The sequence below is a fragment of the Paenibacillus glucanolyticus NBRC 15330 genome, assembly GCF_004000885.1.
GTDB classification, from domain to species: Bacteria; Bacillota; Bacilli; order Paenibacillales; family Paenibacillaceae; genus Paenibacillus_AQ; species Paenibacillus_AQ glucanolyticus.
Window position 1 is genome coordinate 61,644 of record NZ_BIMC01000017.1, and the last position, 25,011, is coordinate 86,654.

General features: G+C 51.2%; 25 protein-coding genes. 15 read left to right on the top strand and 10 right to left on the bottom strand.

Features of this window, described 5'->3' with window-relative positions; all coding sequences use genetic code 11:
• Nucleotides 1-64 precede the first annotated feature (64 nt).
• On the top strand, nt 65-1,183 hold the full coding sequence (ald, locus tag PGL02S_RS21125) for an alanine dehydrogenase (RefSeq protein WP_006208647.1): 1,119 nt from the start codon (nt 65-67) through the stop codon (nt 1,181-1,183).
• Nucleotides 1,184-1,350: 167 nt separating this feature from the next.
• Here ald and PGL02S_RS21130 read toward each other — a convergent pair whose 3' ends face one another.
• Both PGL02S_RS21130 and PGL02S_RS21135 read right to left on the bottom strand, forming a co-directional pair.
• Nucleotides 1,351-2,043, bottom strand: a complete 693-nt coding sequence (locus PGL02S_RS21130; protein ID WP_036641222.1) for a pseudouridine synthase — start codon at nt 2,041-2,043, stop codon at nt 1,351-1,353.
• Between the two features lie 147 nt (nt 2,044-2,190).
• Nucleotides 2,191-2,751, bottom strand: a complete 561-nt coding sequence (locus PGL02S_RS21135; RefSeq protein ID WP_036641224.1) for a DUF1273 domain-containing protein — start codon at nt 2,749-2,751, stop codon at nt 2,191-2,193.
• A gap of 124 nt (nt 2,752-2,875) precedes the next feature.
• On the opposite strand from PGL02S_RS21135, the gene PGL02S_RS21140 reads away from it, so the two are divergent.
• Nucleotides 2,876-3,754 carry a DUF6612 family protein gene (locus tag PGL02S_RS21140; protein ID WP_036641225.1) on the top strand — a complete coding sequence of 293 codons (879 nt, stop codon included), beginning with the start codon at nt 2,876-2,878 and terminating at the stop codon, nt 3,752-3,754.
• Between the two features lie 143 nt (nt 3,755-3,897).
• Here PGL02S_RS21140 and PGL02S_RS21145 read toward each other — a convergent pair whose 3' ends face one another.
• Both PGL02S_RS21145 and PGL02S_RS21150 read right to left on the bottom strand, forming a co-directional pair.
• Nucleotides 3,898-4,872, bottom strand: a complete 975-nt coding sequence (locus PGL02S_RS21145) for a DUF4871 domain-containing protein (protein ID WP_036641227.1) — start codon at nt 4,870-4,872, stop codon at nt 3,898-3,900.
• A complete protein-coding gene (locus PGL02S_RS21150; RefSeq protein ID WP_051449240.1) occupies nt 4,869-5,387 on the bottom strand; it encodes an RNA polymerase sigma factor in 519 nt (172 codons plus the stop codon). The genes PGL02S_RS21145 and PGL02S_RS21150 overlap by 4 nt, the downstream gene beginning before the upstream one ends.
• A gap of 163 nt (nt 5,388-5,550) precedes the next feature.
• Between PGL02S_RS21150 and PGL02S_RS21155 the strand changes: the two genes are divergently transcribed.
• Nucleotides 5,551-6,051, top strand: coding sequence for a hypothetical protein (locus PGL02S_RS21155; RefSeq protein ID WP_006208653.1), 501 nt, complete (start codon nt 5,551-5,553; stop codon nt 6,049-6,051).
• A 54-nt stretch (nt 6,052-6,105) separates the two neighbouring features.
• Nucleotides 6,106-6,621, top strand: a complete 516-nt coding sequence (locus PGL02S_RS21160; protein WP_006208654.1) for a mismatch-specific DNA-glycosylase — start codon at nt 6,106-6,108, stop codon at nt 6,619-6,621.
• Nucleotides 6,622-6,721: 100 nt separating this feature from the next.
• Here the strand turns inward: PGL02S_RS21160 and PGL02S_RS21165 are convergent, their stop codons facing one another.
• A complete protein-coding gene (locus PGL02S_RS21165) occupies nt 6,722-7,576 on the bottom strand; it encodes a 1,4-dihydroxy-6-naphthoate synthase (RefSeq protein WP_006208655.1) in 855 nt (284 codons plus the stop codon).
• Nucleotides 7,573-8,289 (bottom strand): futalosine hydrolase, encoded by a 717-nt coding sequence (locus PGL02S_RS21170; protein ID WP_006208656.1) that lies wholly within the window; start codon nt 8,287-8,289, stop codon nt 7,573-7,575. The genes PGL02S_RS21165 and PGL02S_RS21170 overlap by 4 nt, the downstream gene beginning before the upstream one ends.
• 188 nt (nt 8,290-8,477) lie before the next feature.
• Between PGL02S_RS21170 and PGL02S_RS21175 the strand changes: the two genes are divergently transcribed.
• The 7 genes from PGL02S_RS21175 (at nt 8,478) to mmsB (ending at nt 17,625) form a co-directional block, all read left to right on the top strand.
• Complete coding sequence (locus PGL02S_RS21175; RefSeq protein WP_036641229.1) at nt 8,478-9,077, top strand: TetR/AcrR family transcriptional regulator; 600 nt, start codon at nt 8,478-8,480, stop codon at nt 9,075-9,077.
• Nucleotides 9,078-9,301: 224 nt separating this feature from the next.
• Nucleotides 9,302-10,309: a substrate-binding domain-containing protein gene (locus PGL02S_RS21180; protein WP_006208659.1), complete on the top strand. Its 1,008-nt coding sequence runs from the start codon at nt 9,302-9,304 to the stop codon at nt 10,307-10,309.
• On the top strand, nt 10,290-12,233 hold the full coding sequence (locus PGL02S_RS21185; RefSeq protein WP_370511133.1) for a cache domain-containing sensor histidine kinase: 1,944 nt from the start codon (nt 10,290-10,292) through the stop codon (nt 12,231-12,233). Before PGL02S_RS21180 ends, PGL02S_RS21185 begins: the two co-directional genes overlap by 20 nt.
• Nucleotides 12,230-13,444, top strand: a complete 1,215-nt coding sequence (locus PGL02S_RS21190; protein WP_036641232.1) for a response regulator transcription factor — start codon at nt 12,230-12,232, stop codon at nt 13,442-13,444. Before PGL02S_RS21185 ends, PGL02S_RS21190 begins: the two co-directional genes overlap by 4 nt.
• A 346-nt stretch (nt 13,445-13,790) precedes the next feature.
• Nucleotides 13,791-14,876, top strand: a complete 1,086-nt coding sequence (gene chvE / locus PGL02S_RS21195) for a multiple monosaccharide ABC transporter substrate-binding protein (RefSeq protein WP_006208662.1) — start codon at nt 13,791-13,793, stop codon at nt 14,874-14,876.
• Between the two features lie 47 nt (nt 14,877-14,923).
• Nucleotides 14,924-16,456 (top strand): multiple monosaccharide ABC transporter ATP-binding protein, encoded by a 1,533-nt coding sequence (gene mmsA / locus PGL02S_RS21200; RefSeq protein WP_036641274.1) that lies wholly within the window; start codon nt 14,924-14,926, stop codon nt 16,454-16,456.
• A 2-nt stretch (nt 16,457-16,458) separates the two neighbouring features.
• Nucleotides 16,459-17,625 carry a multiple monosaccharide ABC transporter permease gene (mmsB, locus tag PGL02S_RS21205; RefSeq protein WP_036641275.1) on the top strand — a complete coding sequence of 389 codons (1,167 nt, stop codon included), beginning with the start codon at nt 16,459-16,461 and terminating at the stop codon, nt 17,623-17,625.
• An 88-nt stretch (nt 17,626-17,713) separates the two neighbouring features.
• Here the strand turns inward: mmsB and PGL02S_RS21210 are convergent, their stop codons facing one another.
• From PGL02S_RS21210 to PGL02S_RS21225, 4 genes are all read right to left on the bottom strand, one after another.
• The gene (locus tag PGL02S_RS21210; protein ID WP_006208664.1) at nt 17,714-18,442 is read right to left on the bottom strand and encodes a hypothetical protein; all 729 of its coding nucleotides are present in this window, start codon (nt 18,440-18,442) and stop codon (nt 17,714-17,716) included.
• Complete coding sequence (locus PGL02S_RS21215; RefSeq protein WP_036641278.1) at nt 18,439-19,317, bottom strand: ATP-binding cassette domain-containing protein; 879 nt, start codon at nt 19,315-19,317, stop codon at nt 18,439-18,441. Before PGL02S_RS21215 ends, PGL02S_RS21210 begins: the two co-directional genes overlap by 4 nt.
• Nucleotides 19,307-19,693 carry a GntR family transcriptional regulator gene (locus tag PGL02S_RS21220; RefSeq protein WP_036641280.1) on the bottom strand — a complete coding sequence of 129 codons (387 nt, stop codon included), beginning with the start codon at nt 19,691-19,693 and terminating at the stop codon, nt 19,307-19,309. The genes PGL02S_RS21215 and PGL02S_RS21220 overlap by 11 nt, the downstream gene beginning before the upstream one ends.
• 177 nt (nt 19,694-19,870) lie before the next feature.
• Nucleotides 19,871-20,467, bottom strand: coding sequence for a M15 family metallopeptidase (locus PGL02S_RS21225; protein WP_036641281.1), 597 nt, complete (start codon nt 20,465-20,467; stop codon nt 19,871-19,873).
• A 209-nt stretch (nt 20,468-20,676) separates the two neighbouring features.
• Here PGL02S_RS21225 and PGL02S_RS21230 point away from each other — a divergent pair, with 209 nt between their 5' ends.
• From PGL02S_RS21230 to PGL02S_RS21245, 4 genes are all read left to right on the top strand, one after another.
• On the top strand, nt 20,677-21,186 hold the full coding sequence (locus PGL02S_RS21230) for a hypothetical protein (RefSeq protein ID WP_244892243.1): 510 nt from the start codon (nt 20,677-20,679) through the stop codon (nt 21,184-21,186).
• A 281-nt stretch (nt 21,187-21,467) separates the two neighbouring features.
• On the top strand, nt 21,468-22,337 hold the full coding sequence (locus tag PGL02S_RS21235) for a MurR/RpiR family transcriptional regulator (protein WP_006208669.1): 870 nt from the start codon (nt 21,468-21,470) through the stop codon (nt 22,335-22,337).
• 106 nt (nt 22,338-22,443) lie between these two features.
• Nucleotides 22,444-23,406 (top strand): ROK family protein, encoded by a 963-nt coding sequence (locus PGL02S_RS21240; RefSeq protein ID WP_036641283.1) that lies wholly within the window; start codon nt 22,444-22,446, stop codon nt 23,404-23,406.
• A 252-nt stretch (nt 23,407-23,658) separates the two neighbouring features.
• The gene (locus PGL02S_RS21245; protein ID WP_036641285.1) at nt 23,659-24,975 is read left to right on the top strand and encodes an ABC transporter substrate-binding protein; all 1,317 of its coding nucleotides are present in this window, start codon (nt 23,659-23,661) and stop codon (nt 24,973-24,975) included.
• Nucleotides 24,976-25,011: the final 36 nt, after the last annotated feature.

Genomic DNA, 25,011 nt, shown 5'->3' on the forward strand with positions numbered 1-25,011 from the left:
TTTGGGCAAAAATAGGTACAATGCAATTAGATAGGCAAAGTTGACCACTAAGGAGGCCATGGGGATGATCATTGGGGTTCCCAAAGAAATCAAAAATAACGAAAGCCGTGTCGGCATGACGCCGGGTACCGTCATCAGTTTTAAAAATGCGGGGCACGAAGTGCTTGTACAATCTGGGGCTGGTCTTGGCATTGGCTTTACAGATGAAGATTATAGAGCGGCTGGTGCCAAGGTGGTTGCAACGGCTGCAGATGCGTGGAAAGCCGAAATGGTTGTGAAGGTAAAGGAACCCCTGCAGGAGGAGTATGATTATTTTCAGGAGGAAATGATCCTGTACACCTATTTGCACCTGGCTCCCGAGCCCGAGCTGACCAAAGCGCTGGTTGACCGGAAGGTGAGTGCTGTTGCTTACGAAACGATACAGCTGACGGATGGCAGCCTGCCATTGCTTACACCGATGAGCGAAGTGGCGGGAAGAATGTCCATTCAAATCGGTGCCCATTTCCTGGAGAAGGCGCATGGCGGCAAGGGCGTTCTTCTAAGCGGCGTTCCTGGTGTAGCGCCGGGTAAAGTTGCGGTCATTGGCGGTGGAATCGTTGGCACCAATGCGGCAAGAATTGCTCTGGGTCTTGGCGCGGACGTCAGCATTCTCGATATTAATCCGGGGCGGCTGCGTCAGCTGGATGATCTGTTCCAGGGACGGGTCAAAACGATCATGTCTGATCCGTATCACATTGCGGAGACGGTGAAGGCGGCGGATCTTGTTGTGGGAGCGGTGTTGATCCCCGGTGCCCGGGCTCCGCGCCTCGTAACGGAAGAAATGGTGAAGGAGATGAGCCCGGGATCGGTCATCGTGGATGTGGCGATTGATCAAGGGGGCTCGATCGAGACGATCGACCGGATTACAACCCATGACAACCCTACCTATGAGAAGCATGGCGTTATTCACTATGCCGTAGCCAACATGCCGGGCGCAGTAGCCAGAACCTCCACCATGGCATTGACTAATGTAACGGCACCTTATGGTTTGAGAATAGCTAGCAAAGGACTCCGCTCCGCAGCCCGGTATGATAAAGCACTGGCGAAGGGCATTAATGCCATCGGCGGCAAAGTGACGTATGAGGCGGTTGCGGCAGCGCATGGATACGCATATACAAGCATTGATGATTATTTGCTGGCGTAGAGGCAGCATCTGAGCTTAAATAGAAAAGAGCCATCTTTCAATCGGACACGAGACCAGGTTTACGGCGTAAACCTGGTGACGGAATCAGCTTCCGGCGTGAGCCTATTTGAAAGATGGCTTTTTGGTTTGACGTTCAGAAGCACCAAGAAATCAGCCAGCATAACATTCTAGTTCAGCATGAACAGCAGTTTATGGAGCTCCCTTTCCTCCAAATGCCGCCACTTCCCCCGTTCCAATTGATCCAGCGTAATATTCATAATTCGGATGCGCTCCAGCTTCAGCACTCTATACCCCAGGGCCTTACACATTCTGCGGATTTGCAGATTAAGGCCCTGGGTCAAAATAATGCGGAATACCGCTTCGCTTTGCCTGAAAACCTCGCATGGCTTGGTTACTACGTCCAGGATTTCAACGCCTTGAGACATCCTCCGCATAAATTCATCCGTAACGGGTCTGTCGACGGTTACCACATATTCTTTCTCATGATCATGCTCCGAGCGCATCATTTTGTTCACGATGTCTCCATCGTTCGTGAGCAGAATCAAGCCTTCAGATGCTTTATCCAGCCTGCCGATGGCAAATATACGCGATGGGTAATTCACATAGCGAATGATGTTTCCTTCCACCTCATCCGCTGCCGTGCAGACGATGCCAATCGGTTTATTCAGGGCCAGGTATACAGGCTCACTATCGTTATGAGGAATCTCCTGCCCATCGATGAGCACGATATCCTCGGGCTCAACCTCAGCCCCTTTTTCGCATACCTTGCCGTTGATCGTAATGCGCCCGGCTGCAATTAAGCGGTTGGTCTCCCTGCGCGAGCAAAATCCCGTTTGACTGATATATTTGTTAATCCTCATGCTCCACCACTTCTTATATATATTTAGTGCCGCTCCGATATGCTGCAAGTTAGCCATGGCTGGCTGGTAAGGAGCTTGGCGTAGATTGAAATAAAATGAGGAAGCCGTTCGAGGCATGCAGTGGTTGTGTCATCGGGCTGACGACATTTAGTAATAATCCTGCGACGAATTCTCTTCGTCGGCAACGGCCTGTATTTCCTCTGACCCGATGCTGATGAAGCGGTAGCCGTCTGCGGCCTGTTTCTTTAATGCGCGCTCTTTAATGAATTTGGGGCTGGCTTCACCGTTATCTTCGTCGTACACGAGCAGAATGCCATCGGTTTTACGGAGGAGGAGATCGTCTCTGGCCGTAAATTGCCAAGGTCCCTGATAGCTGTTCTTGCTGACAGGCGCATAGAAGTCTACCCCCTTCATCACTTCCTGGAAGTAGGCCTTCTTGTCGTCATTCCACTGTTCCTCGGGATTCTGATAGGCCGTCAGAATGGAGCATCTAAGCTGAGGATATTCGGCTTTTAGTTCAATGGCAGCTTCAATGGCCCACAGGTCTACGCCATATTGACCAGGGGTGATGACCCACTGTAATCCCTCCTCGAGCAGTGGAATCAAGCGGCTGGCAATCGCTTTGCGGATATAGGGGATGCCCTGGTGTTTGTTATTGTAAATACCGAGCTCATGAGCTCGATAGCCGGTAACCAAAATGTTTTCCATCGAGCACGCTCCTTGATGAGAATAGGTTTAGTGTAACTTTTTCGAATATTTTGATCAACACATGTTACATATTGTATAAATTTGGGTAAGTACACGGGAATACATATTTTAGGAGGATAATCGATTGAAAAAATGGACAGCCGTATTACTTGGAGCAATTTTGATGATGAGCATTGCCGCATGCGGCAATGACAGCAAAGCCGGGGATGATGCCGCAGCACCGCCAACTACCGGACAAGAGACTACGACCCCGGCCGAAACGCCGCCGGTTGCAGAAGAACCGCAGGAGGAAGCCGCCCCGACGGCAGAAGAACTTCTTCAGAAATCAGCGGAAGCTTCTCAGAACTTGAAGAGTTTTGCCATGAAGGCCGATATAAAACAGCACATTGTTATTGAGGGTGCCGAGAAGCAGGAGCAGAATGTCGATATGTCACTCGATTCGGAAATTACGCTGGAGCCGATGGAGATGATGCAGAACATCGCGATGGATTCCCCGGATGGCAAGGTCGAGATGAAGCAGTATATTACGGAAGACGGCATATACATGCATATGGACGGACAATGGATGCAGGTTCCGGCGGAGTCCGAGAAGGAAATCCGGGACAGCCTGGACATGGCGAATGCAAGTCCGGAGCAGCAGTTGGAGCAGTTTAAGGCGATAGCCAAGGATTTTACAGTGACGGAAGAAGGGGACGTATATGTCCTGAAGGCTAATGTATCCGGGGATAACCTGAAGGAACTTGCCAAGACGATGATGAATCAAGCTGGCAACGATCCGCAGATGGAAGCGATGATGGATCAGATGGATATCAAGAGCATCAGCATTGTATATGGCGTACAGAAGGAGACGTATCTGCCGGCGACGACCGATATGGACATGGTCATGGAGATGGCAGCAGAGGGCGATAAGGTAACGCTTGACATGAAAATGAAGAGCGCATACTCCAAGCATGATGAGATCAGCAAAATCGAGGTTCCCAAGGAAGCCTTGAACGCCACATAATGTCGCTAACGGCTATTGAACAAGCGGAATATGAGATCATCATTTCTTCTTCACGAAAAAAGCTGCTCCGGTATTGCAGATGTTCTGCAGAACCGTGGCAGCCTTTTTCATGAGGAGCCCCCCGTATGAATGGATGGAGGGGGTTATGGCGAATCGACCTCAACGATGACACTGCCGAACAATTGACCGTTAATGGAGGCCATAATTCTCCACTGCCCTGCCGAAGGCAGCGACATGGTGGTGGGTATGGCAGCATCGGCACCATTATGTTTTCCGGGTCTCAAGGTCGTCTCAAAAACATCGATGATCTTGCTCGTGTTTCTTTTTACTGCCGTAATGTGCAGGTCCCCCGTCAATTCTTCGCTGCGTCCCCAGAAGTGCCACATGTATTTATTCGGCTGACCTGCGATAAACCCCGGATTGATAAAGCCCAGGCGCCCTTCCACGCCGGTCATGTCATACACGCCGGATTTGAAGCTTGGACTTGGTTCCCAGCTGCTGTCAGGCACATGAATCACGATATCGCCGTATGGTTCATCATCCACCATTACATTGAATTTCCATAAACCGGAGAGCGGCATGCCAAAGCGGGAAGACACCCGGGTAAAGTCATTGTAAGCCATATCGGAGGTAATCTCCGTTTCGGTCAGCTCTTCGAGCGTTGTCCCTGTATCCCGGTGAATGGCCGATATGCGGATATGTTGACCCTCCAGCTCTTGTATCGGGGTGAACAAATTCCACCAGGCACCGGCTGGAGCGCCTGCGGCAAAATCTCCGCCCGGAATCGCCTGAAGTTTATCTACCCCGTTCTCGGCATATACGTTGTGTGGAGTCCATTCAGCCGAACCCCCTAAACCTTTGATCGGGATAAGCTGTTGAAGGGCAGGAGATTCGCGCAACCCCCAAACCGCAGCGATCAGAAGCAGGGTAAGAACACTTGCTGCCATGAAACGCGAACGGGCAGGGGACCTCCGCATGGTTCGGTCCTTCATTAATGAGCTGCTGCCAGCGCTGTTTAACACACGGGATTTCATGCTGCTGGTGAACATCGGCTCATTAAAGGGAGAGGAACCGAGTTCCTGCATCCAGTCCGGCTGCTGTTCTTGTTCAGTCTTCATTGGACATCCTCTCCTTTCAGCATCTTTTCCATTCGGGTGCGCGCCCGGTGTAGTCTGGATTTGATCGTGCCTTCGGAAATTCCGAGCAGTTCGGCCATCTCTTTTCGCGGCAGCCGGTAGTGGGATTCGAGAATGAGCACTTCCCGGTATTTCGGAGGCAGCTCCATGACGAATTTCCATATCTGCGAGACTGCGGCAGCGTCCATGAATTCTTTTTCCGCGGAAGGTCCGGTTTGCTTGGGGGTTATCCAGCCGGTTAAGGACACCCTGGTCATAAAAGAAGACTTGAGATAATTCAAGGATAGGTTGCGGGTGATGGTCAGGAGCCAGGTCTTCACAGAGCTTCTGCCCTGAAAATCATTCCAATGCTGAAAGGCCCTCAGGAACACGTCCTGACTGATATCATCAGCCGCTTCTTTCTGTTTCGTCAGGAAGAATGCATAGTTCCACACGTCCTGGCCGAAGGATTCCATCAAGCCGTTTAGCACAGAGCCCGGATCGTTCACGGCTACCATTTGTTTCAGGTACTCCAATAGCATCACCTCATTTTATTAGACAATGAAAAAACTTCTCGGTTCCCGAATTTCATTGGGGAAATTGAAACAATTTAACAGATGAATCGTTTAAACGGGTAACAGATGTGCATGGCGTGCAGGAATTAAGGAAGGAGACAGGCGTATGAGTATATATTTTAAGGATAACTTTTTTAACGCAGGTAGAACAGATATGATGGACAGGGACGGCAGCATCATCGGGAGTCTGGATTTGAAGAGTGCTTTCGGCTCCTCCCTGGATGTGTATAATGCTTCAGGAGATCATGTATGCAGCGGGTCATTTCGTTTCTTCTCTAACAAATGGAACATTGCTGACGGGCACGGGGAAGAGCTGGGCATGCTGCGTATGCGGATGAGTTTTTTTACGAAGAAATTTGAATATGACGCGGGACCGCGCGGTGTCTATGAGATCACGTCACCGGCCTACTCGAACGAATATGAAATTGCGGATACCGCTGGGAGAGGAATAGCCCGGTTTTCCCGTATTAGCGGATGGCTTCAGCCTGGTGCGTTCGAGCTGCAGAATGACAGCGAAACTCTGGGGGACTGGGAACTTGCTGCCCTGGTCATGGGCATTCACCAAATACGCAAGCGCAACAACCATGCCGCCTCAAGCTCCCATTAAAGGTCGTCATCGTCCGCAGCGTATCGGCTAGAGGTAACGATAGGAGGAGTCATAATGAACGAAGTCAGCGACCATCTGGACTATGGATTAACCCTGGTGTTTATCGGTTTTAACCCCAGCCTGCGATCAGGTGAAGTTGGGCATCACTATGCAAACCCGCGCAACAATTTTTGGAGGATTCTGCATAAGTCCGGCTTGACCCCGCGTTTATATGAAGCGTCAGAGGATGGGGAACTGCTGAAATTAGGATACGGGTTTACGAATATTGTGGCCAGACCCACACGAGGCGCTGAAGATATTACCCGAGACGAGTACAGGCTCGGAAGAGAGACGCTGCGGGAGAAGCTGGCGGAATACAGACCGGAGGTGGCCTGCTTTGTCGGCAAAGGGGTATATACTGAATTCAGCGGCAGCTCACGGGTGGATTGGGGACTCCAGCCAAACTCGGTTGTCGACGGCATTCATGAGTTCGTGGCCCCTTCCTCCAGCGGACTTGTGAGAATGCCCATGGATGAGATTATCGGGATTTACCGGCAATTGAATGATTACATATCCAAGGAGGAGTTCTAGCACAATTTGTCCGTGAGGTCATGTATTGGGAAAAAAAGAGGAAGGCCTGGAAGCTCCGGTGGAACCGGGCCTTGGCCTTCCTCTTTCCTAATGTTTGTTGTTATGGACGCTTCAGCAGGGCTGGATCGATTCGCGGTACAAGCCCTTCATCCGCCGCGCGATTCAACAGGGCCGAAATCGCTGCATAACCGTCTTCGCCAAGCTCTGCTGTAAATGGATTTACGTACAGATCAATGTGGGCATCGGCTACGTCGGGGTCCATTTCCTGTGCATGCTGAAGGACATAGGCTCTGGATTCCTCAGGATGTTCCCAGGCGTATTCCACCGAGGAGCGAATCCAGTTCGAGATGCTTGCCAGGTCCAGGGATCTGCGCGCTACAATGGCTCCCAGCGGAATCGGCAGATTCGTATCGGACTCCCACCAGCTGCCCAGATCCGTCATCAGCTTCAATCCGTAAGATGGATAGGTAAAGCGTGCCTCGTGGATAACAAGCCCGGCATCGACAGCCCCATCGCGCACGGCAGGCATAATCTGATCAAACGGCATGACCACGATTTCGCCGAGGCCACCCGGAATTTGCTGTGCCGCCCACAGACGGAACAACAGATACGCTGTGGAGCGTTCGCTTGGAACGGCTACCCGGCGGCCCGAGAGCGCAGCAGGACTGGCGGGGGTTCCTCCATCTGACAGCTTGTCCGCAGTTAGAACGAGCGGGCCGCAGCCGCGCCCGAGTGCTCCGCCGCACGGCAGCAGGGCATACTCGTCCAACACCCAGGGCAGCGCGGCATAGGATATTTTCAGAATATCTTGCTCTCGATCTTCAGCAGCCCAGTGGTTGGTCATATCGATATCCGCATAGGATATGTCAAGCTCGGGCGCACCGGGGATCAAGCCGTGTGCCAGGGCGTGGAATACAAATGTGTCGTTGGGACATGGGGAAAAGGCGATTTTCATCGTAACACCTCCGGTAGTAATGAGCTTGCGGTTTCAAGCGCCTGCAGCGCTTCTTTGATCTTCCATGCGCTGCGGTCCCGCGGACCGACCATGTTGGAGATGGAACGGATTTCGAGCACGGGGACGCCGGCGGCAGCGGCGGCCGTGGCAACGCCGAATCCTTCCATAGCCTCAGCGGCGGCGTTTGGCACCCGGTTGACCAGTCGTTCGGCCGAAGCCGCTGTTCCTGTGGTCGTGGAAACCGTGAGCACAGGACCGAGGGTTACGGCGGCACCGGCCCGATTCAGGGCACCCGCAAGCTTGCGGGCGGACGCTGTATCCACTTGAATGCGGTCCGTACCGAAGCCGAGCTCCTGGACACTGCTGAAGCCGTCCTCGGTTTCGGATCCGAGATCTGCTGCAATGATGGCATCCGCAATGACAATGGAGCTGACTTCAGCTTGGCCGGCAAATCCGCCGGCAATACCTGCGCTGATGACAACATCATAAGAGACCTGTATGAGCTGGCGGGCAGTCGCCGCAGCAGTGGCAGCGGGACCGACTCCTCCTGCAATAACATCAAATCCGCTTGCATGGCCCAGACCGCGCAGCACGGCATCTTTCTCGGCATCCACCGCCGTGACAATCAAGACACGCTGCGCAGGCGAATGTGGTGAGTTATACGTTTCGGCTGTCCTAAGAGCCGCCGAGTTTGATTGGGAATGATCCTGCATGGTTTATAATCTCCTTCTTGGCAGTAACGCTAAACTTCTTATCCCTTTACGTTATAACGTTCTTGCGGCTGTGTAAAGTCTTCCGTCCAGGTTGAGTCTGGACTTTATGCAAGGACAGCTTTTACAATATGAAGTGTAATCAGCGTTAACTTACATACATCATGACTAAATTCGGAGGTTGGATAGCTTTGCGGAAGAAGGGTGCGAATGGACAAGAAAGCCGGGCAAGACTATTGATTGTTGCTGCCAGTGAATTTGCGAGGTCAGGATACCATCAGACGAAAATTAGCAGCATCGTTTCCCGGGCAGGATTGACGCAGCCGTCATTCTATTTGTATTTTGAGAGCAAAGAGGCCATTTTTAAGGAGCTGGTTGAGAAATTTCGAACGAATCTTAAGACGCTGATCGAGGGCAGCAGAGTGGAAGGTGGGATTGATGAGGATGACGTGTCCAGCCGTCTGCTGGGCGTGCTAAGGGAGTTATTTGCGTTTCTTGCCAAAGACCCGGACCTGACGCAGATCGGTTTTTTTATCGGGGATGACTCAGCTATCGTCAAAGCTGAGATGGCAGCGATGCTGGAGCAATATCTGAAGGATGAGCAGCGGGATGGTCTCTTGGACCGTGAATGCGATATGCGCATCGTCGCGGAAAGCTTGGTGGGTGTCATCGAGAGGCTGACCGCTCAGCAGCTTCTGACAGAGAAACGGACTTCAGAGGATCTTGCGTGTCACGTGGTGAATCTATTCATGCACGGAATTCGAAAGGATCCGGTTAAGGGGGTTTCATAAGGATATTGAAGCATTCCAGGCTGATAAGAGATGCTTTCAATGATAAAAAACAGGCTGTCAAGGTAGGGATACCTGTGGACAGTCTGTTTTTTTGTGGCTGCTATTTGTTTTTCGATGGGGGGTTTGATCTTGTTCAAACAATTGCAGTATATTCTTAATACATTATGTAACCGATTGCAGTTGGAATTGACATTACCTGGGATGGGGAATCGGGGGCGTTTTTTATGAAGAAAATGATGCTGGTGTACGCTGCTCTTATTTTGGCTTTTCTGACATACGTGTTTATGTACCGATTGGAGGATCGGCGCACCTCGGCATGGGAGGAGGGGGGGCTGCACGGCAGCATAGGCGAGAATTATGTCATGGTGACCTTTCAATCGGGCATGGAGTATTGGAAAAACATTCTGAAGGGCTTCGAGGACGGAGGGGACGCTCTCGGCGTGTCCGTGGATTACCGCGGCTCTACGCAATATGACGTGGAGGAGCAGATCACTGTACTGGAACAGGTCATCGCCAAGCGGCCTGCCGGCATTGCCTTGTCAGCCATTGATTCCAAGGCGCTTACGTCTACAATCAATAAGGCAGTGGATGCCGGTATTCCGGTCGTGCTGTTTGACGCGGACGCGCCTGACAGCAACGCATATTCTTTTTTGGCGACTAACAATTACGAGGCTGGTGTTGCAGCTGCGGATAAAATGGCTCAGTTGTTAGGCCGTGAAGGAGAGGTCGGGATCATCACTCAGCCCGGACAGCAGAATCATGATGACCGCTCGGAGGGTTTCCGGGAAACTTTGACCCAGAGATATCCGGCTATGACGGTAGCGGAGGTCAAGGAAGGGAAGGGCGATACGCTCGTAGCCAAAGGAGCCGCCGCCGACATGCTGGACAAGCACCCTAATCTCAAGGGCATCTTCGTGACGGAGGCCAGCGGCGGGATGGGGGTAGCGGATGCCGTGATTGGCGCGGATAAAACCGGAGAGGTCGCCATCATCGGATTCGATACAAATAAAGGGACACTCGACCGGATATCTGATGGTACCATTGCGGCAACGATTGCACAGGGAACGTGGAATATGGGGTATTGGTCCCTGCAGTATTTGTTTCATCTGCACCACGGACTAACCGTGCCGGCTCCGACCCTCGGCAATGATGTCTCTCCGCTTCCCACCCGGGTGGATACCGGGATTTCGATTGTGACCCGAGAGAATGTGAATGATTATTATGCGAAATAGAAATGAAATGGAGTCCTGGCGAGAAGGCTTGCTGCGCTGGCTGCGATTTGGAGACCTGCCGCTGAGATACAAGCTGGTCATCCTGTTTCTCATGATTGGTATTCTGCCATCCATTGCACTGGGCGTGCTGGTCAATTGGACGGTCAACCGTATCGTGGACCAACAAGTCACCTCCAATACCATTCAATTGATCGGGAAAGTCAATCAAACTCTGGACAATGATATGGAAAATCTTCAGAATATCACTTATTTGATCGGGTTTGACCAGCGGATCGAGCGGTTCCTGAATGGTGATATTCAAGGGGACCGACCGGCAGCTGAAGCCGGAGGCGGAAGCAGAGCCCTTTCTCAGCCCTCTCAGGTGAAGCAGGACAACGAGGAGAACTACGAAATCAAGCGCTATCTCCAAGGCTACACAACGCTGTATCCGGAAATCGCGTCCATCCTTCTGGTTAATCGCGAAGGAGAGTATATCAGCAACGAGATGTACGCCCGCAGCCCGGGGAGTTTAACCGGGGAAGCCTGGTATCGGGAGGCCGTTTTGAACGAGGGGATTTTTACGGTGCTCGGACATCCGGTCGACCGCAAGGTGACCACCCATGTTCATTATGGCGACGAAGAGCTGGTGTCGGTTGTGCGTTCGTTTGTGGACCCGGACACAAGGGAAGTGACCGGAGCGGTATTGATCGACTTGAAGCTGCGGGCCGTGGCGAGAGCGGTGCGGGATGTCACGCTTGGCAAAAGCGGATATTTGATGGTCACGGAAGCGGGCGGCTTAAGCATCTACACACCGGAGGATTCATTAATTCCGGCCATTCCGCCTTCATGGCTCCCGGATAAGGAAGGCGGCGCGGTGATTCGTGAGGTAAATGGAGAACGGCTGCAATTGATTTACGGCACGTCTTCTTTTACCGGTTGGCGGACAATCGGCGTATTTCCGACCAGCGAATCGGTGTATGAGGTCCGGGAGATCCGATTTTACATGATTTGTTTCTTGTTTGTGGTGTGTCTCTTTGGCGTCGCGGCATCCTATACACTCTCCCAGTCGATATCAAGACCGATCTGGCAGCTGATGTCGTTCATGCAAAAAGCGGAATCCGGGGACCTGACGATCCGTTACTGGGGAAATCGACAGGATGAGGTAGGTATGCTGGGGCGAAGTTTTAACCGGATGCTGCAGCAAATCCGCAAACTGATGAAGCTGAGCGAGCTGCGCGAACAGCAGAAGCGGGAAGCTGAGCTTCGCAGCCTTCAGGCCCACATTAGGCCGCATTTTCTGTACAACACGCTGGATACCATTCATTGGATGGCCCGCAAGAAAGGGGCGGACGATGTATCCGATCTGGTGGAATCATTGTCAAGGCTGTTTCGGATCGGTCTCAGCAAAGGGGATGACATCATTCCCATGCCCGACGAATGGATGCATATCAGCAGTTACCTGCAAATCCAGAAAACGCGTTACCGGGACAGGCTGCAGGTGGAGATGTATGTGTCTCCTGAGGCCGAGAAGCTGTACGTCCTGAAGCTGCTGCTGCAGCCGATGGTGGAAAATGCGATATACCACGGGATAAAAGCCCGCCGAGGACCAGGACGCATCGGCATCAAAGCGGAGGTGAGCGAAGATGTTCTATTCCTATCCATTCAGGATGACGGGGCAGGTATGGCGTTGGAGCGGCTTGCGGAGCTCCGCAAACAGCTTGCTGATCCCGTAGCGGCCATGGAGGGACATTCAGAGCAAGGGACTGGCCGAAGTCGCAGTTACGGCATGCTGAATGTTCAGGCTCGCATCAGGCTGACGTTTGGCCACAAGTATGGAATCACATTGGAGAGCACAGAAGGCAAGGGGACGAGGGTGATCATTGCGCATCCGCTGCTGCATACCCTTCCCTCTTCATCTGGGCATGATGGGAGCGACAGTTTATGAATAAGGCATACCAGGTACTGATTGCTGACGATGAACCGATTATCCGAGAGGGAATCCGGGATGCTGTGGATTGGGCGTCACTGGGCATGGAGGTGGCAGCCGAGGCGGAGGACGGCGAGGAAGCGCTGGAACTGGCGCTTGGCCGGCCTATTGATATCATGCTGGTTGACATGAATATGCCGTTTATGGACGGCATTGCCCTCATGAGGCGAATGAAGAAGGAGCGTCCCGAATGCCGGTTCGTCATTATTACCGGTCATGATGAATTCGCGTATGCACAGGAAGCGATCCGGCTCGGGGTGAAGGACTACATATTGAAGCCCGTGAATGCACAGCATCTGGTTCAGGTGCTGGGAAGCGTGCGGGACGAGCTGGACGATCGGCAGATTCAGGAGGATTATCTGAAGAAGGCATCCGAGCAGATCGAGAAGAACATACCGCTGCTGCGGGAGCGTTTTCTCCTCGAGTGGATTCACGGCCTGCTGGATGAGGAGGAGGCGCCGGGGCAGCTTGATTTTCTCGGTTTGCCGCCCTGCCGCCCCTCCCAGGTCGGCATCGCACGATGGCCGGAGCTGAATACGCCGCAGCCCTTGATGAAGGAAAGCGACCGGCAGCTCTACTTGTTTGCGATGGAGAATATTATATCCGAGCTGCTTCACCCTGCCCCTCACATTCTGTTCCGCGATCATGCCGGATGGATCGGAATCTGTATATGGGGAGAACCCGCGCTTGAACTGGCTGCCGATGCAGAGCAAACGATTCAGAAGTACTTGAAGCTGACGGTAAATGTTCACATGGAACCCGTGCAGGAAGGAGCTGAATCGATTGCGGCTGCCTATGAGGCGTGCCGGGAAGGGGTATTCCGGGAGGCTCAGCTCTCTCCGCTGGTGCGGCGAGCAAGGCAGCTGATCCAGGAACAATACGCCGTACGGGAGCTGACCCTGGAGTCTTTTGCCCATACTCTGCAGGTTTCCCCGGTTTATTTAAGCCGTACTCTAAAAAAAGAGCTAGGAACGTCGTTTGTGGCTTTTATTACCCAGACACGCATTCGAAAAGCCATCCAGCTGCTGAATTCCACCGATCTGAGCATTCACGACATTGCCGAGCAGGTCGGGTATGACAGCCAGCACTATTTCAGTACGGCATTTAAGAAGGTGATGGGCGTTTCGCCTAACGGCTACCGCAAGGGAGCGGCGTTTCAGGAGCAGTGAGCGTACGCTGCAGTCCACGAAGCAGTATGTGTAGAGGCCGACTCCGGCAGGATCAGGGTTCACGAAGGACGACCAATCAGGGTCGTCTTTTTTTTTTTGTTTGCCTGGCCCATGATCCGTCTTATCGTCTGACAACGTAGGTAGGGTGGATTTGCACAGCTTCACAGACAAGCGGCCGGGACGAATTCATGTTATCAGGAACAAAAGTATGAAATTTATAAAAAAGGTTGTTTTCGTGGAAAGACCGCTTCATTGAGGAAGTGTATCCTTTTTAGTACAGAGAGGCTTTGGAAAGTCGGATTTGTAAGCGCTCTCGATTCAACTTTTCGGAAAGGGGAACACACCGATGAAGAGAGGAATGTTAGGGGGGCTTATCGTGGCGCTGCTGCTGGCCCTGACGGCCTGCAACCTCGCCGAAAGTCAAACCGGGGACGCTCAGAAGGGATATGTCGGTCTTGCCATGCCAACCAAATCCTCCGAGCGCTGGGTGGCTGACGGGAAGAATATGGAGCGGATTTTTCAGGAAAAAGGATATAAAACCGATCTTCAATTTGCCGAAGACGTCATTGAAAATCAGATTTCGCAAATCGAGAACATGATTACTAAAGGGGTCGACGTTATTGTGATTGCTTCCATTGATGGCAATACGCTGACCGATGTCATTAAGAAGGCCCATGATCAGGGAATCAAGGTCATTGCATATGACCGGCTGATCCGCAACACCGAGCATCTGAGTTATTATGCCACCTTTGACAACTTTCAGGTCGGGGTTCAGCAAGCTTCCTACATTGAGAAAAAGCTTGGCTTGAAGGAAGGGAAGGGGCCGTTCAATATCGAGCTGTTCGGCGGATCGCCGGACGATAACAATGCTTACTTCTTCTATGACGGGGCGATGTCCGTCCTGAAGCCCTACATGGACTCAGGTAAGCTTGTGGTGCGGAGCAAACAGACAACGATGGCCCAGATTGCTACGCTGCGCTGGGACGGTGCGCTGGCCCAATCGCGGATGGATAACCTGATCAGTGCCAACTATTCCAGCGAAAATCTGGATGCGGTGCTGTCACCCTATGACGGGATCAGCATCGGTATTATCTCTTCACTCAAAGGCGTAGGTTATGGAACAACGGGCAAGCCGCTGCCGGTCATTACGGGCCAGGATGCGGAGCTGGCCTCCATCAAGTCGATTGTAGCCGGTGAACAGACGCAGACCGTGTTTAAGGATACCCGGCAGCTTGCTGAGCAGGCGGTCAAGATGGCGGAGAGTGTGCTGAAGGGACAAGAGGCGGAGGTCAACGATACCGAATCGTACGACAACGGTATTAAGGTCGTTCCGGCTTATCTCCTGCCGCCTGTATCCGTGGATGCTTCCAACGTGGAGAAAGAGGTTGTGGAGACGGGATATTACTCGAAGGAAGAAATCGGATTGAAATAGTATCGGGGTCGCTATGAAGAAACAAAACGATGGGAAGGTGAAGCCTTATGTCAGAGTACATTCTTGAAATGCGAAACATTACGAAAGCGTTTCCCGGTGTGAAGGCGCTGGACAATGTGAACTTGAAGGTGCGCGAGGGCGAGATCCACTCCTTGTGCGGGGAGAATGGAGCAGGCAAATCGACCCTGATGAAGGTGCTGAGCGGCGTATACCCGCACGGCACGTATGAGGGCGACATTCTGTTCCAAGGCACGGTGTGTGAATTCAAGGACATCAAGCAAAGCGAGGAACTGGGCATTGTCATCATACATCAGGAGCTTGCATTGATTCCTTATTTGTCGATTGCCGAGAATATATATCTGGGCAACGAACGGGCCGAGAAGGGGATCATGAACTGGAACGAGACCATGACGGGAGCAAGGGAACTGCTGGATATGGTGGGGCTCAGTGAGAATCCGAATACGCAGGTTGGCAGCATCGGCGTCGGCAAGCAGCAGCTGGTCGAAATTGCGAAGGCCTTATCCAAGAAGGTGAAGCTGCTTATTCTTGACGAGCCGACAGCGGCGCTCAATGAGGACGATAGCGAGAATCTGCTGGAGCTGATGCTGGAGTTCAAGAGGCAGGGGATTTCCTGCATCCTCATCTCCCATAAATTGAACGAAGTATCGAAGGTCTCGGACTCTGTCACCATTCTGCGTGATGGTCAAACCATCGAAACGCTGAATATGAAGGGTGGCGAGGTGGACGAGGACCGGATTATCCGCGGGATGGTCGGCCGGGATTTGACGAACCGTTATCCGGAGCGGACTCCGAAGATCGGGGAAGTTATCCTGGAGATTAAGGACTGGACGGTGTATCACGAGCTGCAACCAGGCCGAAAAGTAATTGACAACGTAAGATTGAATATCCGCCGGGGGGAAGTCGTGGGCATTGCCGGGCTGATGGGCTCCGGCCGGACCGAGCTTGCGATGAGTATTTTCGGCAGAGCTTACGGCAGGAATATTACCGGGACACTTCGGAAAGACGGCAAGGATATCCGAAATCAATCCATTACCGAGGCGATAGAGAACGGCTTTGCTTACGTGACGGAGGACCGTAAAGAATACGGCCTGATCCTGATGGACGATATCAAGCGCAACATCTCGCTTACCGGATTGTCCAAGCTGGCCAGGAACATGGTCATAGATGATCGGGAAGAAATACTTGTGGCGGAGGACATGCGGAAGAAACTCAAGATCAAAACGCCGAACATTCTACAGAAGACGGGGAACCTCAGCGGGGGTAACCAGCAGAAGGTGGTCTTGAGCAAATGGATCTATTCCGAGCCGGATATTCTGATTCTGGATGAGCCAACCCGCGGGATTGACGTCGGGGCGAAATACGAGATTTATGCAATCATCCACCAGCTTGCGAATGAAGGCAAGGGCGTGCTTGTCATTTCCTCGGAGCTGCCCGAAATTTTGGGGATCTGCGACCGGATCTATGTCATGAGCGCGGGACGGATGACCGGAGAAGTCAGCAGAGAGCAGGCTTCACAGGAAACCTTGATGAGATACATGACCAAGAATGGAGGGGCTTAAGCATGGAGACACTCAAAAAAATGTTTAAAAACAACATCCGTCAATACGGGATGATCATCGCCCTTGTTGTCATTATGATATTTTTTCAGATGATAACGGGAGGGCTGCTGCTGGAGCCGATTAACATCACGAATCTGATTCTCCAGAACAGCTACATCCTCGTACTGGCCATAGGTATGGTGCTTGTCATCATTACGGGTCATATTGATTTGTCGGTCGGTTCGGTAGCCGCCTTCGTCGGAGCTGTTGCAGCGATCATGATGGTCGATATGCAGCTGCATCCGGTCATTGCCGTGCTCGTATCCTTGATTGTCGGCGGTCTGATCGGGGCTTGGCAGGGATTCTGGGTGGCTTATGTGAGGATACCGGCGTTTATCGTAACCCTGGCGGGCATGCTTTTGTTCCGCGGACTGACGATGATTGTACTGGAGGGCCAATCCATTGCGCCGTTTCCGGGAGGCTTCCAGAAGCTGAGCTCCGGCTTTATTCCGGATTTCGGCAACACAGGTACCAATCTAGTCGCAATTCTGGCGGGCATCATCTTTACGGTTATTTTCCTGATTAATGAGCTGCGGGAGCGAAAATCGCATAAAAAATACAACTTCGAGGTACTGCCAAGCGGCTTGTTCCTCCTGAAGCTGGTGCTCATCGCAGCGGTAATTAATGCCTTTACGTATATGCTGGCAAGTTACGCCGGTTTGCCCAATATTCTGATTCTGCTGCTGGTGCTCATTATCATCTATTCCTTCGTGATGAACAAAACCGTGATGGGCCGTCACATTTATGCGCTTGGTGGCAATGAGAAGGCAGCGGCCCTGTCCGGGGTGAAGACCAAGAAGGTCACGTTCTGGGTATTCGTCAACATGGGCGTGATGGCAGCGATTTCCGGTTTGATTTTTGCTGCTCGCTTGAATGCTGCGACACCGAGAGCGGGCACGAACTTTGAGCTGGATGCTATCGCAGCGAGTTTCATCGGCGGAGCATCCGCTACCGGCGGGATCGGGACGGTCTTCGGCGCGATCATCGGAGGACTCGTTATGGGCGTACTTAATAACGGGATGTCGCTCGTAGGCCTCGGTATCGACTGGCAGCAAGGCATCAAGGGTTTGGTTCTCCTCGCGGCAGTAGCCTTCGATATCTATAACAAAAAGAAGAGCAGTGCCGCTTAATTTAAATGATGGCATCAGATCGTAAAATGGCTGATCTTGGGCAGACGAGTGTCGCTGCCCATGGATCAGCCATTTTTTTGCGTACAGGTTACATCTTAATTGTCACTCTTCGGGTTATCAGTCGGATCAGAATAAGCGTTATCAGAATGACAACGAGGGAGCCAATAAGAGAAACTGGCAGCGTGACGGAAAGGTCTGTTGTGACCGGCAGCCACTGTTCCCATATGGAAGAGAGCTCGAATTGCCACAATGCATCCATGAAGCTGATCAACACGAGGGCTACGGCGATCATCCCCAAGCCGCGAATCCAGCCAAACCGGTAAAATCCGGATCCGATCATCCATCCCATCAGATAATAGATCAAGATTTGCACGCCGAAGGAGACAAGTGTCAGCAGCCAGCTGTTATCAAACGTCTGCAGCAGCGAAGTACTTCCCGCATCTTGCGATGCAAACATCAAGGCAATCTGCTGAATCAGAGCTGTGACAACCGGAAATGCCAGGGATAGATAGACGGCCGCCAAGGCAGCTCCATTAAAGAATTCCTTGCGCGTAATCCCGTGTCTTACGTAATAGCTAAGAAAGCTGTAGGCCGAAATAATGCCGATAACGAGCATAAATCCTTTGGTTGAGCGGTAAGCGATGGAGAAGAAGTCCTCCTCCGCGAATCCTTCGCGAACATTGACACCGATGCTGGTGCCGATGCCGACTCCAAAATAGATTAGCAGCACAATAGATAGAAATCCCAACGCCCAGCTGCCTTGCTGCACAAACATATCTCTCGCTACTTTGGTTACGGCCGAAGACGTCTTATTCATGCGGTGTATTCCTCCCCCGTAAGATGGATAAACAAGTCCTGGAGCGAGATCGGACCGAGCTCAAGTCCAGCACGGCGTGCGGCGATTAGAGATTCCTCGCTTAACTCCCCGTAGATCATGACGGATTTCGTAGAGCCGAGCTGCTGTACGTTGAGCACGTTCATGCCCCGGATGAATTCATCCACTTTTGCCGCCATACCTGTAATGGATACGCCCCTGGATGTGAGGCTTTCGTAGTCCTCATGCAGCACCAATCGGCCTTTATGAATGATAATGACTTCTTCAAACAAATAGTCCATTTCAGAGACCAGGTGGGTGGAGAGGATGAACGTCCGAGGGTGACGCGCTTGACCCTCCAGCAGCTCCCGGTAGAAAATTTCACGAGTCGGCGCATCCATTCCGAGATAAACTTCGTCCAGAATGGTAACGGGCGATCGGCTGGCGAGACCGATGCATACGTTAAAGGCGGATTGCATCCCTTTGGAGAGCTGCTTCAGCTGTTTATTCAGGGGCAAATTGAATTTACGGGCAAGCTCAAGGCCATAATCGATATCAAAGTGAGGCCGGTATCTGGCTATCGATTCAAATGTTGATTTTATTTTGTCCGACTCGTCTTTATAGTCAACATCGTAGATGAAGGAGATTTCCTTCATCATGTTTGCATTTTCGAAGGGCACCTCGCCGCCAATCGTAACCGATCCCGAGGAGGGCGTGCGATAGGAAGCCAGGACGGACAGAAGCGAGGTTTTACCTGCGCCATTGCGCCCGAGGAGACCGTAAATTTTGCCTGCCGGGAGAGAGAAGGAAACATTCCGGACGGCTTCGACGCCTCCGTATGCCACCGATACGCGGTCAAACTGTACATCAAGATTCATGGGGGTCACTTCCTTTTAACTGGGTTATGATTTGAAAAAGCTCATCCGTGGACAAACCGAGTTTGTCTGCTTCCTGCACCATGGGCAATACAAAATCATCTGCAAATGCGCTTTTCCTCGTTTGGAGCAGCTTCTCTTTCGCTCCTTCTGCAACAAACATGCCGACACCTCGCTTTTTGTAAATAAGTCCGGAATCAACGAGGAGGTTGATCCCTTTCAGCACTGTGATGTGATTGATTTTGTAAAATTGGGACAGCTGCGTTGTGGAGGGAACCTGCTCACCTTCAAGCAATTGATCGTTTACGATCTGGTCCTCGATCTTCTCCTTGATTTGGATGAACAGGGGCTTGTTATCCGGATGTACGGTACCGCTCAATAAGAATCACCGCCTTGCTTTCATGGCCTGGTAAGGTTATATGCTTATATATATGACTATATAACCAGAATGTGAATGGGATGTCAAGCACGCCTGCGAAATATCGTTGAACAAAAAAAAGAAGACCCATGTTCAATACATGAGCCTTCTATCGATACCCTCTTATTTTTGTATTTCTCATTTTGTTGCTTCCAAATATTCATGGGATTCCACAGGAGGGAGCTTGCCCCGTTTCAAATCCCGTATCGTCAGTCCGAAATCGATTTGCAGATGCGGATAATCGGGAAAGTTGGCCCAATCGCCGCCCCACTGGAAGCCTAAATGTTTTGCAATCTCCACAACCTCCATCCAGTCAGCCTTGCCGTTTCCGTTCCCGTCATATTCCATGTCCCAGATGACGCTGCCGTCCTTTTGCTTCAGCGCAAAATCAATGGCTAAGCCATAATTATGCAGTGATTCGCCTGCCTTGGCGTTGGTCACTATATTGCCCGCTGTACTGCGGCCCTGATTGTAAATTCGGGTCTGTTCCTCATGGCTTCGGTACCCATCGGTAATGACGATCGTAATTCCTTTTTCCTTGGTGAGACGGACGAGTTCGTTCTTTTGCTGTAACACGTAGGGGTGGAGCTGGGTAACTTTAGGGGTTTCTTTATGATTAAAATCAAAATCGAGATCGTTGAAAATTCCCGGTATCGAGGTTTGCAGCTGCATATAAAATATGGCAAGTAATAGGGCAACAATAAGGAATAGTGTCGTTTTTTTGCGTTTAATCATGCGGATTCTTTAATCTACCTACTTTCGTGCTTGGCGTAAGGTCACTCGTAACTTCATCCTCTATTATATCGGCATCCCGCCCTGTGATCCAGCAGACCTGCCTGATGACCATATATCAACATGAATAGAAATTCATGGTTGAACACATTCTATTCGTAAAACGGACGCTATCCGAAAAAAGGGGAATCGTGATGAGTCATATTCAAAACATGTCCATGAGACTTAACCAGCTATCCAGTCAATTGACCGCTGCAGGGCAGAACGGCCGTTTGGATGAAGTTGGGTTGATTGTCAGCGAGCTCAGCCAGCTCTACACCGAGCTTCAGAACTTGCAGGCTGCGGTTACATCTGAAACCTCTTCCTCCGCCCGGCAGGAGCTGGTGAATTGTCGTATCGTGCTGCACGGCATGATGGATGCTGTGCAGGATATCCGAACTGCTACGGCAGAGCAGTATCGGCAGGTGCTGGGCGAGAATAAAACGGTGTTTGAGCAGCTGGATGAGGCCGCTCAACAAAGCGAATATTCGCAAGCCTATCAATATCGTCTGGCGTTTAAGCAGATGGATGAAGTCAGCCAGCATCTCCATCAGCTGGATGGATCGATGCTGGATACGGGATATCAGCTCGAGCGGGGAGTGATGGCTGGTGACACTCTGAACGGAGCCGTCCAGAGTGAGGATTTGACCCTTGGTACAGACGAGGGTGGAACCATGATGTAAGAGAGAGCGGACTGCACGCGAAAGAGTGTGTCCCCGTGCTGCAGATTTGGAAGGTATCCGCATGTCATGTCCTGCGGAGAGTTTAGGACCCGAATTGCGATAAGAGCGAGTGCGTTAACCGCTGCGTTCTGGAAAAAGTGTTCTCCAGTAAAGCTGCAGATCCTGCCACAGGATACTGGCAGCTTCTTTTTTTTAGGATTGAAAGAAAACTCTTTTTTAATATATAATTAAGGAGAAAATATTCTTTTTGTGTTAGTTTAGAGAGAAATGAGGGACGTGGAATGGCAAGAGTAGGCCCGAGACTGAATCAATCCAATACACTGCTGATGATATCCAGCATCTATTCTTCTCTGACCAAGACGGAGAAGAAAGTAGCTGATTATGTAAAAGCTTATCCGGAAGAAACGGTACTGGCAACTGTAACGGATTTGTCCGAGAAAGCGGGAGTTGGCGAGACCTCCGTCATCCGATTTTGCCGCAAATTAGGATTCAGGGGCTTTCATGAGTTTAAGCTCTCGGTGGCGCAGGATCTGGTGGATCGCCCTCCGTCTGTGATCGATACCTCCATCGATGAGCAGGATGACATGATGACCGTTGCCCGCAAGTTGACGTTGCAGCATGAGATTCTGCTGAAGAACACGCTGGATCTGGTCAATACGGATAATCTGAAAATGGCGGTGGATAAGCTGTTAGCCGCAAACAAAGTGTATGTCTATGGCGTGGGTTCATCCGGTATAACGGCCCTGGATTTGCACTATCAGCTGATGAGACTGGGGCTGAATGTGGAAGCGCACCGGGACTCGCACATTATTGCGATGTCGGCTTCTTTGCTGAAGAAAGGGGATCTGGTTTTTGCGATTTCGACTTCAGGCAGTACGCGCGATCTGGTCGATCCAGTGAAGGAAGCGAAGAAGAATGGCGCGGATGTCATCTGCTTGACCGGTCATCTCCGTTCTCCGATTGCCACTTACGCCGACACGGTTCTTCTGGTATCTTCACGCGAAATGCCGACGGAGGGCGGGGCGCTGGCGACAAAATTCATGCAGACGTATATGCTGAACATTCTGACCACGCTCTTAACGATGAAAAAAGTGGATGCCTCAGAGTCGCTGGAGAAAACCGCGAGGTCGGTTGTAGATAAGCTGTACTAGTGAATCGCTCCCCGGGATCGATTCACATACGCGCTTAGGGGTGCCGGACAGAAGGAGCTATTGGATTTTTGATCATAAAAGGGAGTGAAGGGAGTGTTTCCTGGCGATGAGTTACGCGATCGGCGTTGATATTGGGGGGACGAAGGTCCAGTTTGCCGTCATCGATAGAGAAGGGAATATAACGAACCGACATCGGGTGCCAACCGAGGCGAATAAAGGACCGGAGCAGCTTATGAACAAAGTGCTGCTTGGCATCGACATGATGATGGAATCCATTGATCAAGAAGAAGAGATCCAGGGCATCGGCATCGGCAGCGCCGGTCAAATCGATTACCGGGAAGGGACCGTTCGATATGCGGGAGATACGCTGCCGGACTGGACGGGGACAGCCATTAAAGAAATGATCGCTCGTCGCTACAACACTTCGGTTTATGTTGACAATGATGTTAATGTCATTGCGATTGCCGAGAAGATGTACGGTGTTGGCAAGCATTGCGACCATTTTGTATGTCTTGCGCTGGGCACGGGAATTGGCGGTGCAGTCATGGAAGCGGGCCGTCTTATTCGAGGTGTCTTTGGTGGAGCGGCCGAGCTGGGTCATGTCAGTATTGATATTAATGGTCCCCGCTGCAGCTGCGGGAACAATGGATGCGTTGAGTTGTATGCATCAGGCAGCGGGATTGCCAGACTGGGTCTTGAGATGCAGCGTAATGGAAGCGCTTCATATGCGTGGAGGCCTAATGCCCGGGACATTATTCAGGCTTGGCATCAGCATGATCCGTCTGCAACGCAAGTGATGAGAATCGTCATTCGGGCACTCGGTTCCGCTATTGCAGGGTATATACATACATTTAATCCGGAGGCTGTTGTTGTCGGCGGTGGCGTGGCGCAGTCCGGTCCCCGTTTCTTGCAGGCACTCGATCAGGAAGTCAACGCAAGAACTTCTTCATATATGAGGGGGTGCTGTCGTCTGATTCCGGCTAACTTTGGAAGTGACGCAGGTGTGATTGGAGCAGCCGCTCAAGTATGGCATTACGGAGAGTCATCTTGTTCGCAGTATATGATATAAAAGAATTATTACTTCATAATTTTATTGTTAAATAAATATTTATTTTTTGATTACGGGTATGCCATTGAAACGTGAAATCATATGCGGGGCAAGGATTATTTTGATAATCCTTGCTCTTTTTGCGTTTTTATTAAAATAAAAATTAGAAAATTAAGGATTGACTAAAGAAAAATTATCCATTAATTTTTGTTTAGAAGGATTTTTTCTTCAAAATGAATTGTAAAATCCATGACATGTTGGAGGGTGAGTCATTTGAAGAGGCACTATAGAAAGAAGACGTTTCACGTTATGCTCCTGTTATTGTTAGCTTTCACGACCGTATTGAGCGCATGTTCCGGAGCTGGCGGCACTGCCGGAAAACCCGGCGAGGGCGGTAAGGTGGAAATTCAATTATGGAGCTCTGCTACAGCAGAAAACGCGAAGCCGATTGAGAATGCTATAGCGAAATTCAATGAAAGCCAGGACGACATCGTAGTCAAGACACTCAGCAACCAGGATCATCAGAAACAATTAACCGCGATTTCAGGGGGCAGTGCTCCGGATATCATCGTAACGCAGTGGAATAATATCGGCCCGTGGTCCGCTGCCGGTGCGGTACAGTCCCTAGAAGAATTCATCAAGCGCGACGGTTATGACACCAGTCAGATCATTCCTGCGGCGCTGGATCGCATGAAGGTCAATCATGAGATATTCGGTCTACCGATCTCTATGAGCATGGCCAACAAATTGTTTTACAACAAACAAGCGTTTGAGGAAGCAGGGCTGACAGCTCCGCCGGAGACGCTTGAAGAGCTGTTCGCATATGCGAAGAAACTGACCAAGAAGGATGCTAAAGGAAACATCACGCAAATGGGCTTTATACCGGATTACCCTTGGATCGATAATGTCTTCTGGCCGATCATCTTCAACGGTTCATGGGATGACGGCAGCGGGAAGCTGACGGCGAACCAGGAAGCGAATGTGAAGGCCATCGATTATCAAATGAATTATTATCGGGAATTCGGGCAGGAGAGCATCGATAAATTCAAATCGGGCATGGGCGGCCTCGAGACTCCGCAGGATCCGATCCTGACCGGCAAGCTGTCCATGATTATCGGCTGGGAGAACTGGTATGTGGAGCATCGCGGCGAGGATAAGGAAGTGGGAGTAGCACCATTCCCGTATCCGGCGGCGAACCCTGAGCTCAAAGGCTCCGGCATGGTCAGTCCGATTGCCATGTTCATTCCGTCCAAGGCGAAGCATCAGGATGAGGCATGGAAGGTGATGCAGTACCTGCTCGGTGAGGACGTTCAGATTGAATACAGCATTGAGTTCGGTTCCATCCCGGTTCTAACGAAAGCACTCGATAATCCGAAGCTTACGGAGAATCAAGAGGTGAAGGAACTGTGGGATTATTATGAAAGCGCTAAAAACCCGAATTTGAAGGGCTTCCCGAACAGTATCTACATTAACGAATACTTGCAGACCTTGAACGAAGAGACGGAGAAGGCACTCAAAGGGCAGATAACGGCCCAGGAAGCAATGGATAATGTCGTGAACAAAATGCAGCCGATCGCAGACAAGAAATAATCCTGATGATGCAAGGAGCGGTGAGCACGATGGTTT

Bases quoted from the DNA above. Each gene is read 5' to 3' on its own strand.
- ald (WP_006208647.1), top strand. From the start codon at position 65: ATGATCATTGGGGTTCCCAAAGAAATCAAAAATAACGAAAGCCGTGTC.
- PGL02S_RS21130 (WP_036641222.1), bottom strand. From the start codon at position 2,043: ATGAGGATTAACAAATATATCAGTCAAACGGGATTTTGCTCGCGCAGG.
- PGL02S_RS21135 (WP_036641224.1), bottom strand. From the start codon at position 2,751: ATGGAAAACATTTTGGTTACCGGCTATCGAGCTCATGAGCTCGGTATT.
- PGL02S_RS21145 (WP_036641227.1), bottom strand. From the start codon at position 4,872: ATGAAGACTGAACAAGAACAGCAGCCGGACTGGATGCAGGAACTCGGT.
- PGL02S_RS21150 (WP_051449240.1), bottom strand. From the start codon at position 5,387: ATGGTAGCCGTGAACGATCCGGGCTCTGTGCTAAACGGCTTGATGGAA.
- PGL02S_RS21155 (WP_006208653.1), top strand. From the start codon at position 5,551: ATGAGTATATATTTTAAGGATAACTTTTTTAACGCAGGTAGAACAGAT.
- PGL02S_RS21160 (WP_006208654.1), top strand. From the start codon at position 6,106: ATGAACGAAGTCAGCGACCATCTGGACTATGGATTAACCCTGGTGTTT.
- PGL02S_RS21165 (WP_006208655.1), bottom strand. From the start codon at position 7,576: ATGAAAATCGCCTTTTCCCCATGTCCCAACGACACATTTGTATTCCAC.
- PGL02S_RS21170 (WP_006208656.1), bottom strand. From the start codon at position 8,289: ATGCAGGATCATTCCCAATCAAACTCGGCGGCTCTTAGGACAGCCGAA.
- PGL02S_RS21180 (WP_006208659.1), top strand. From the start codon at position 9,302: ATGAAGAAAATGATGCTGGTGTACGCTGCTCTTATTTTGGCTTTTCTG.
- PGL02S_RS21185 (WP_370511133.1), top strand. From the start codon at position 10,290: ATGATTATTATGCGAAATAGAAATGAAATGGAGTCCTGGCGAGAAGGC.
- PGL02S_RS21190 (WP_036641232.1), top strand. From the start codon at position 12,230: ATGAATAAGGCATACCAGGTACTGATTGCTGACGATGAACCGATTATC.
- chvE (WP_006208662.1), top strand. From the start codon at position 13,791: ATGAAGAGAGGAATGTTAGGGGGGCTTATCGTGGCGCTGCTGCTGGCC.
- mmsA (WP_036641274.1), top strand. From the start codon at position 14,924: ATGTCAGAGTACATTCTTGAAATGCGAAACATTACGAAAGCGTTTCCC.
- mmsB (WP_036641275.1), top strand. From the start codon at position 16,459: ATGGAGACACTCAAAAAAATGTTTAAAAACAACATCCGTCAATACGGG.
- PGL02S_RS21210 (WP_006208664.1), bottom strand. From the start codon at position 18,442: ATGAATAAGACGTCTTCGGCCGTAACCAAAGTAGCGAGAGATATGTTT.
- PGL02S_RS21215 (WP_036641278.1), bottom strand. From the start codon at position 19,317: ATGAATCTTGATGTACAGTTTGACCGCGTATCGGTGGCATACGGAGGC.
- PGL02S_RS21225 (WP_036641281.1), bottom strand. From the start codon at position 20,467: ATGATTAAACGCAAAAAAACGACACTATTCCTTATTGTTGCCCTATTA.
- PGL02S_RS21230 (WP_244892243.1), top strand. From the start codon at position 20,677: ATGTCCATGAGACTTAACCAGCTATCCAGTCAATTGACCGCTGCAGGG.
- PGL02S_RS21235 (WP_006208669.1), top strand. From the start codon at position 21,468: ATGGCAAGAGTAGGCCCGAGACTGAATCAATCCAATACACTGCTGATG.
- PGL02S_RS21240 (WP_036641283.1), top strand. From the start codon at position 22,444: ATGAGTTACGCGATCGGCGTTGATATTGGGGGGACGAAGGTCCAGTTT.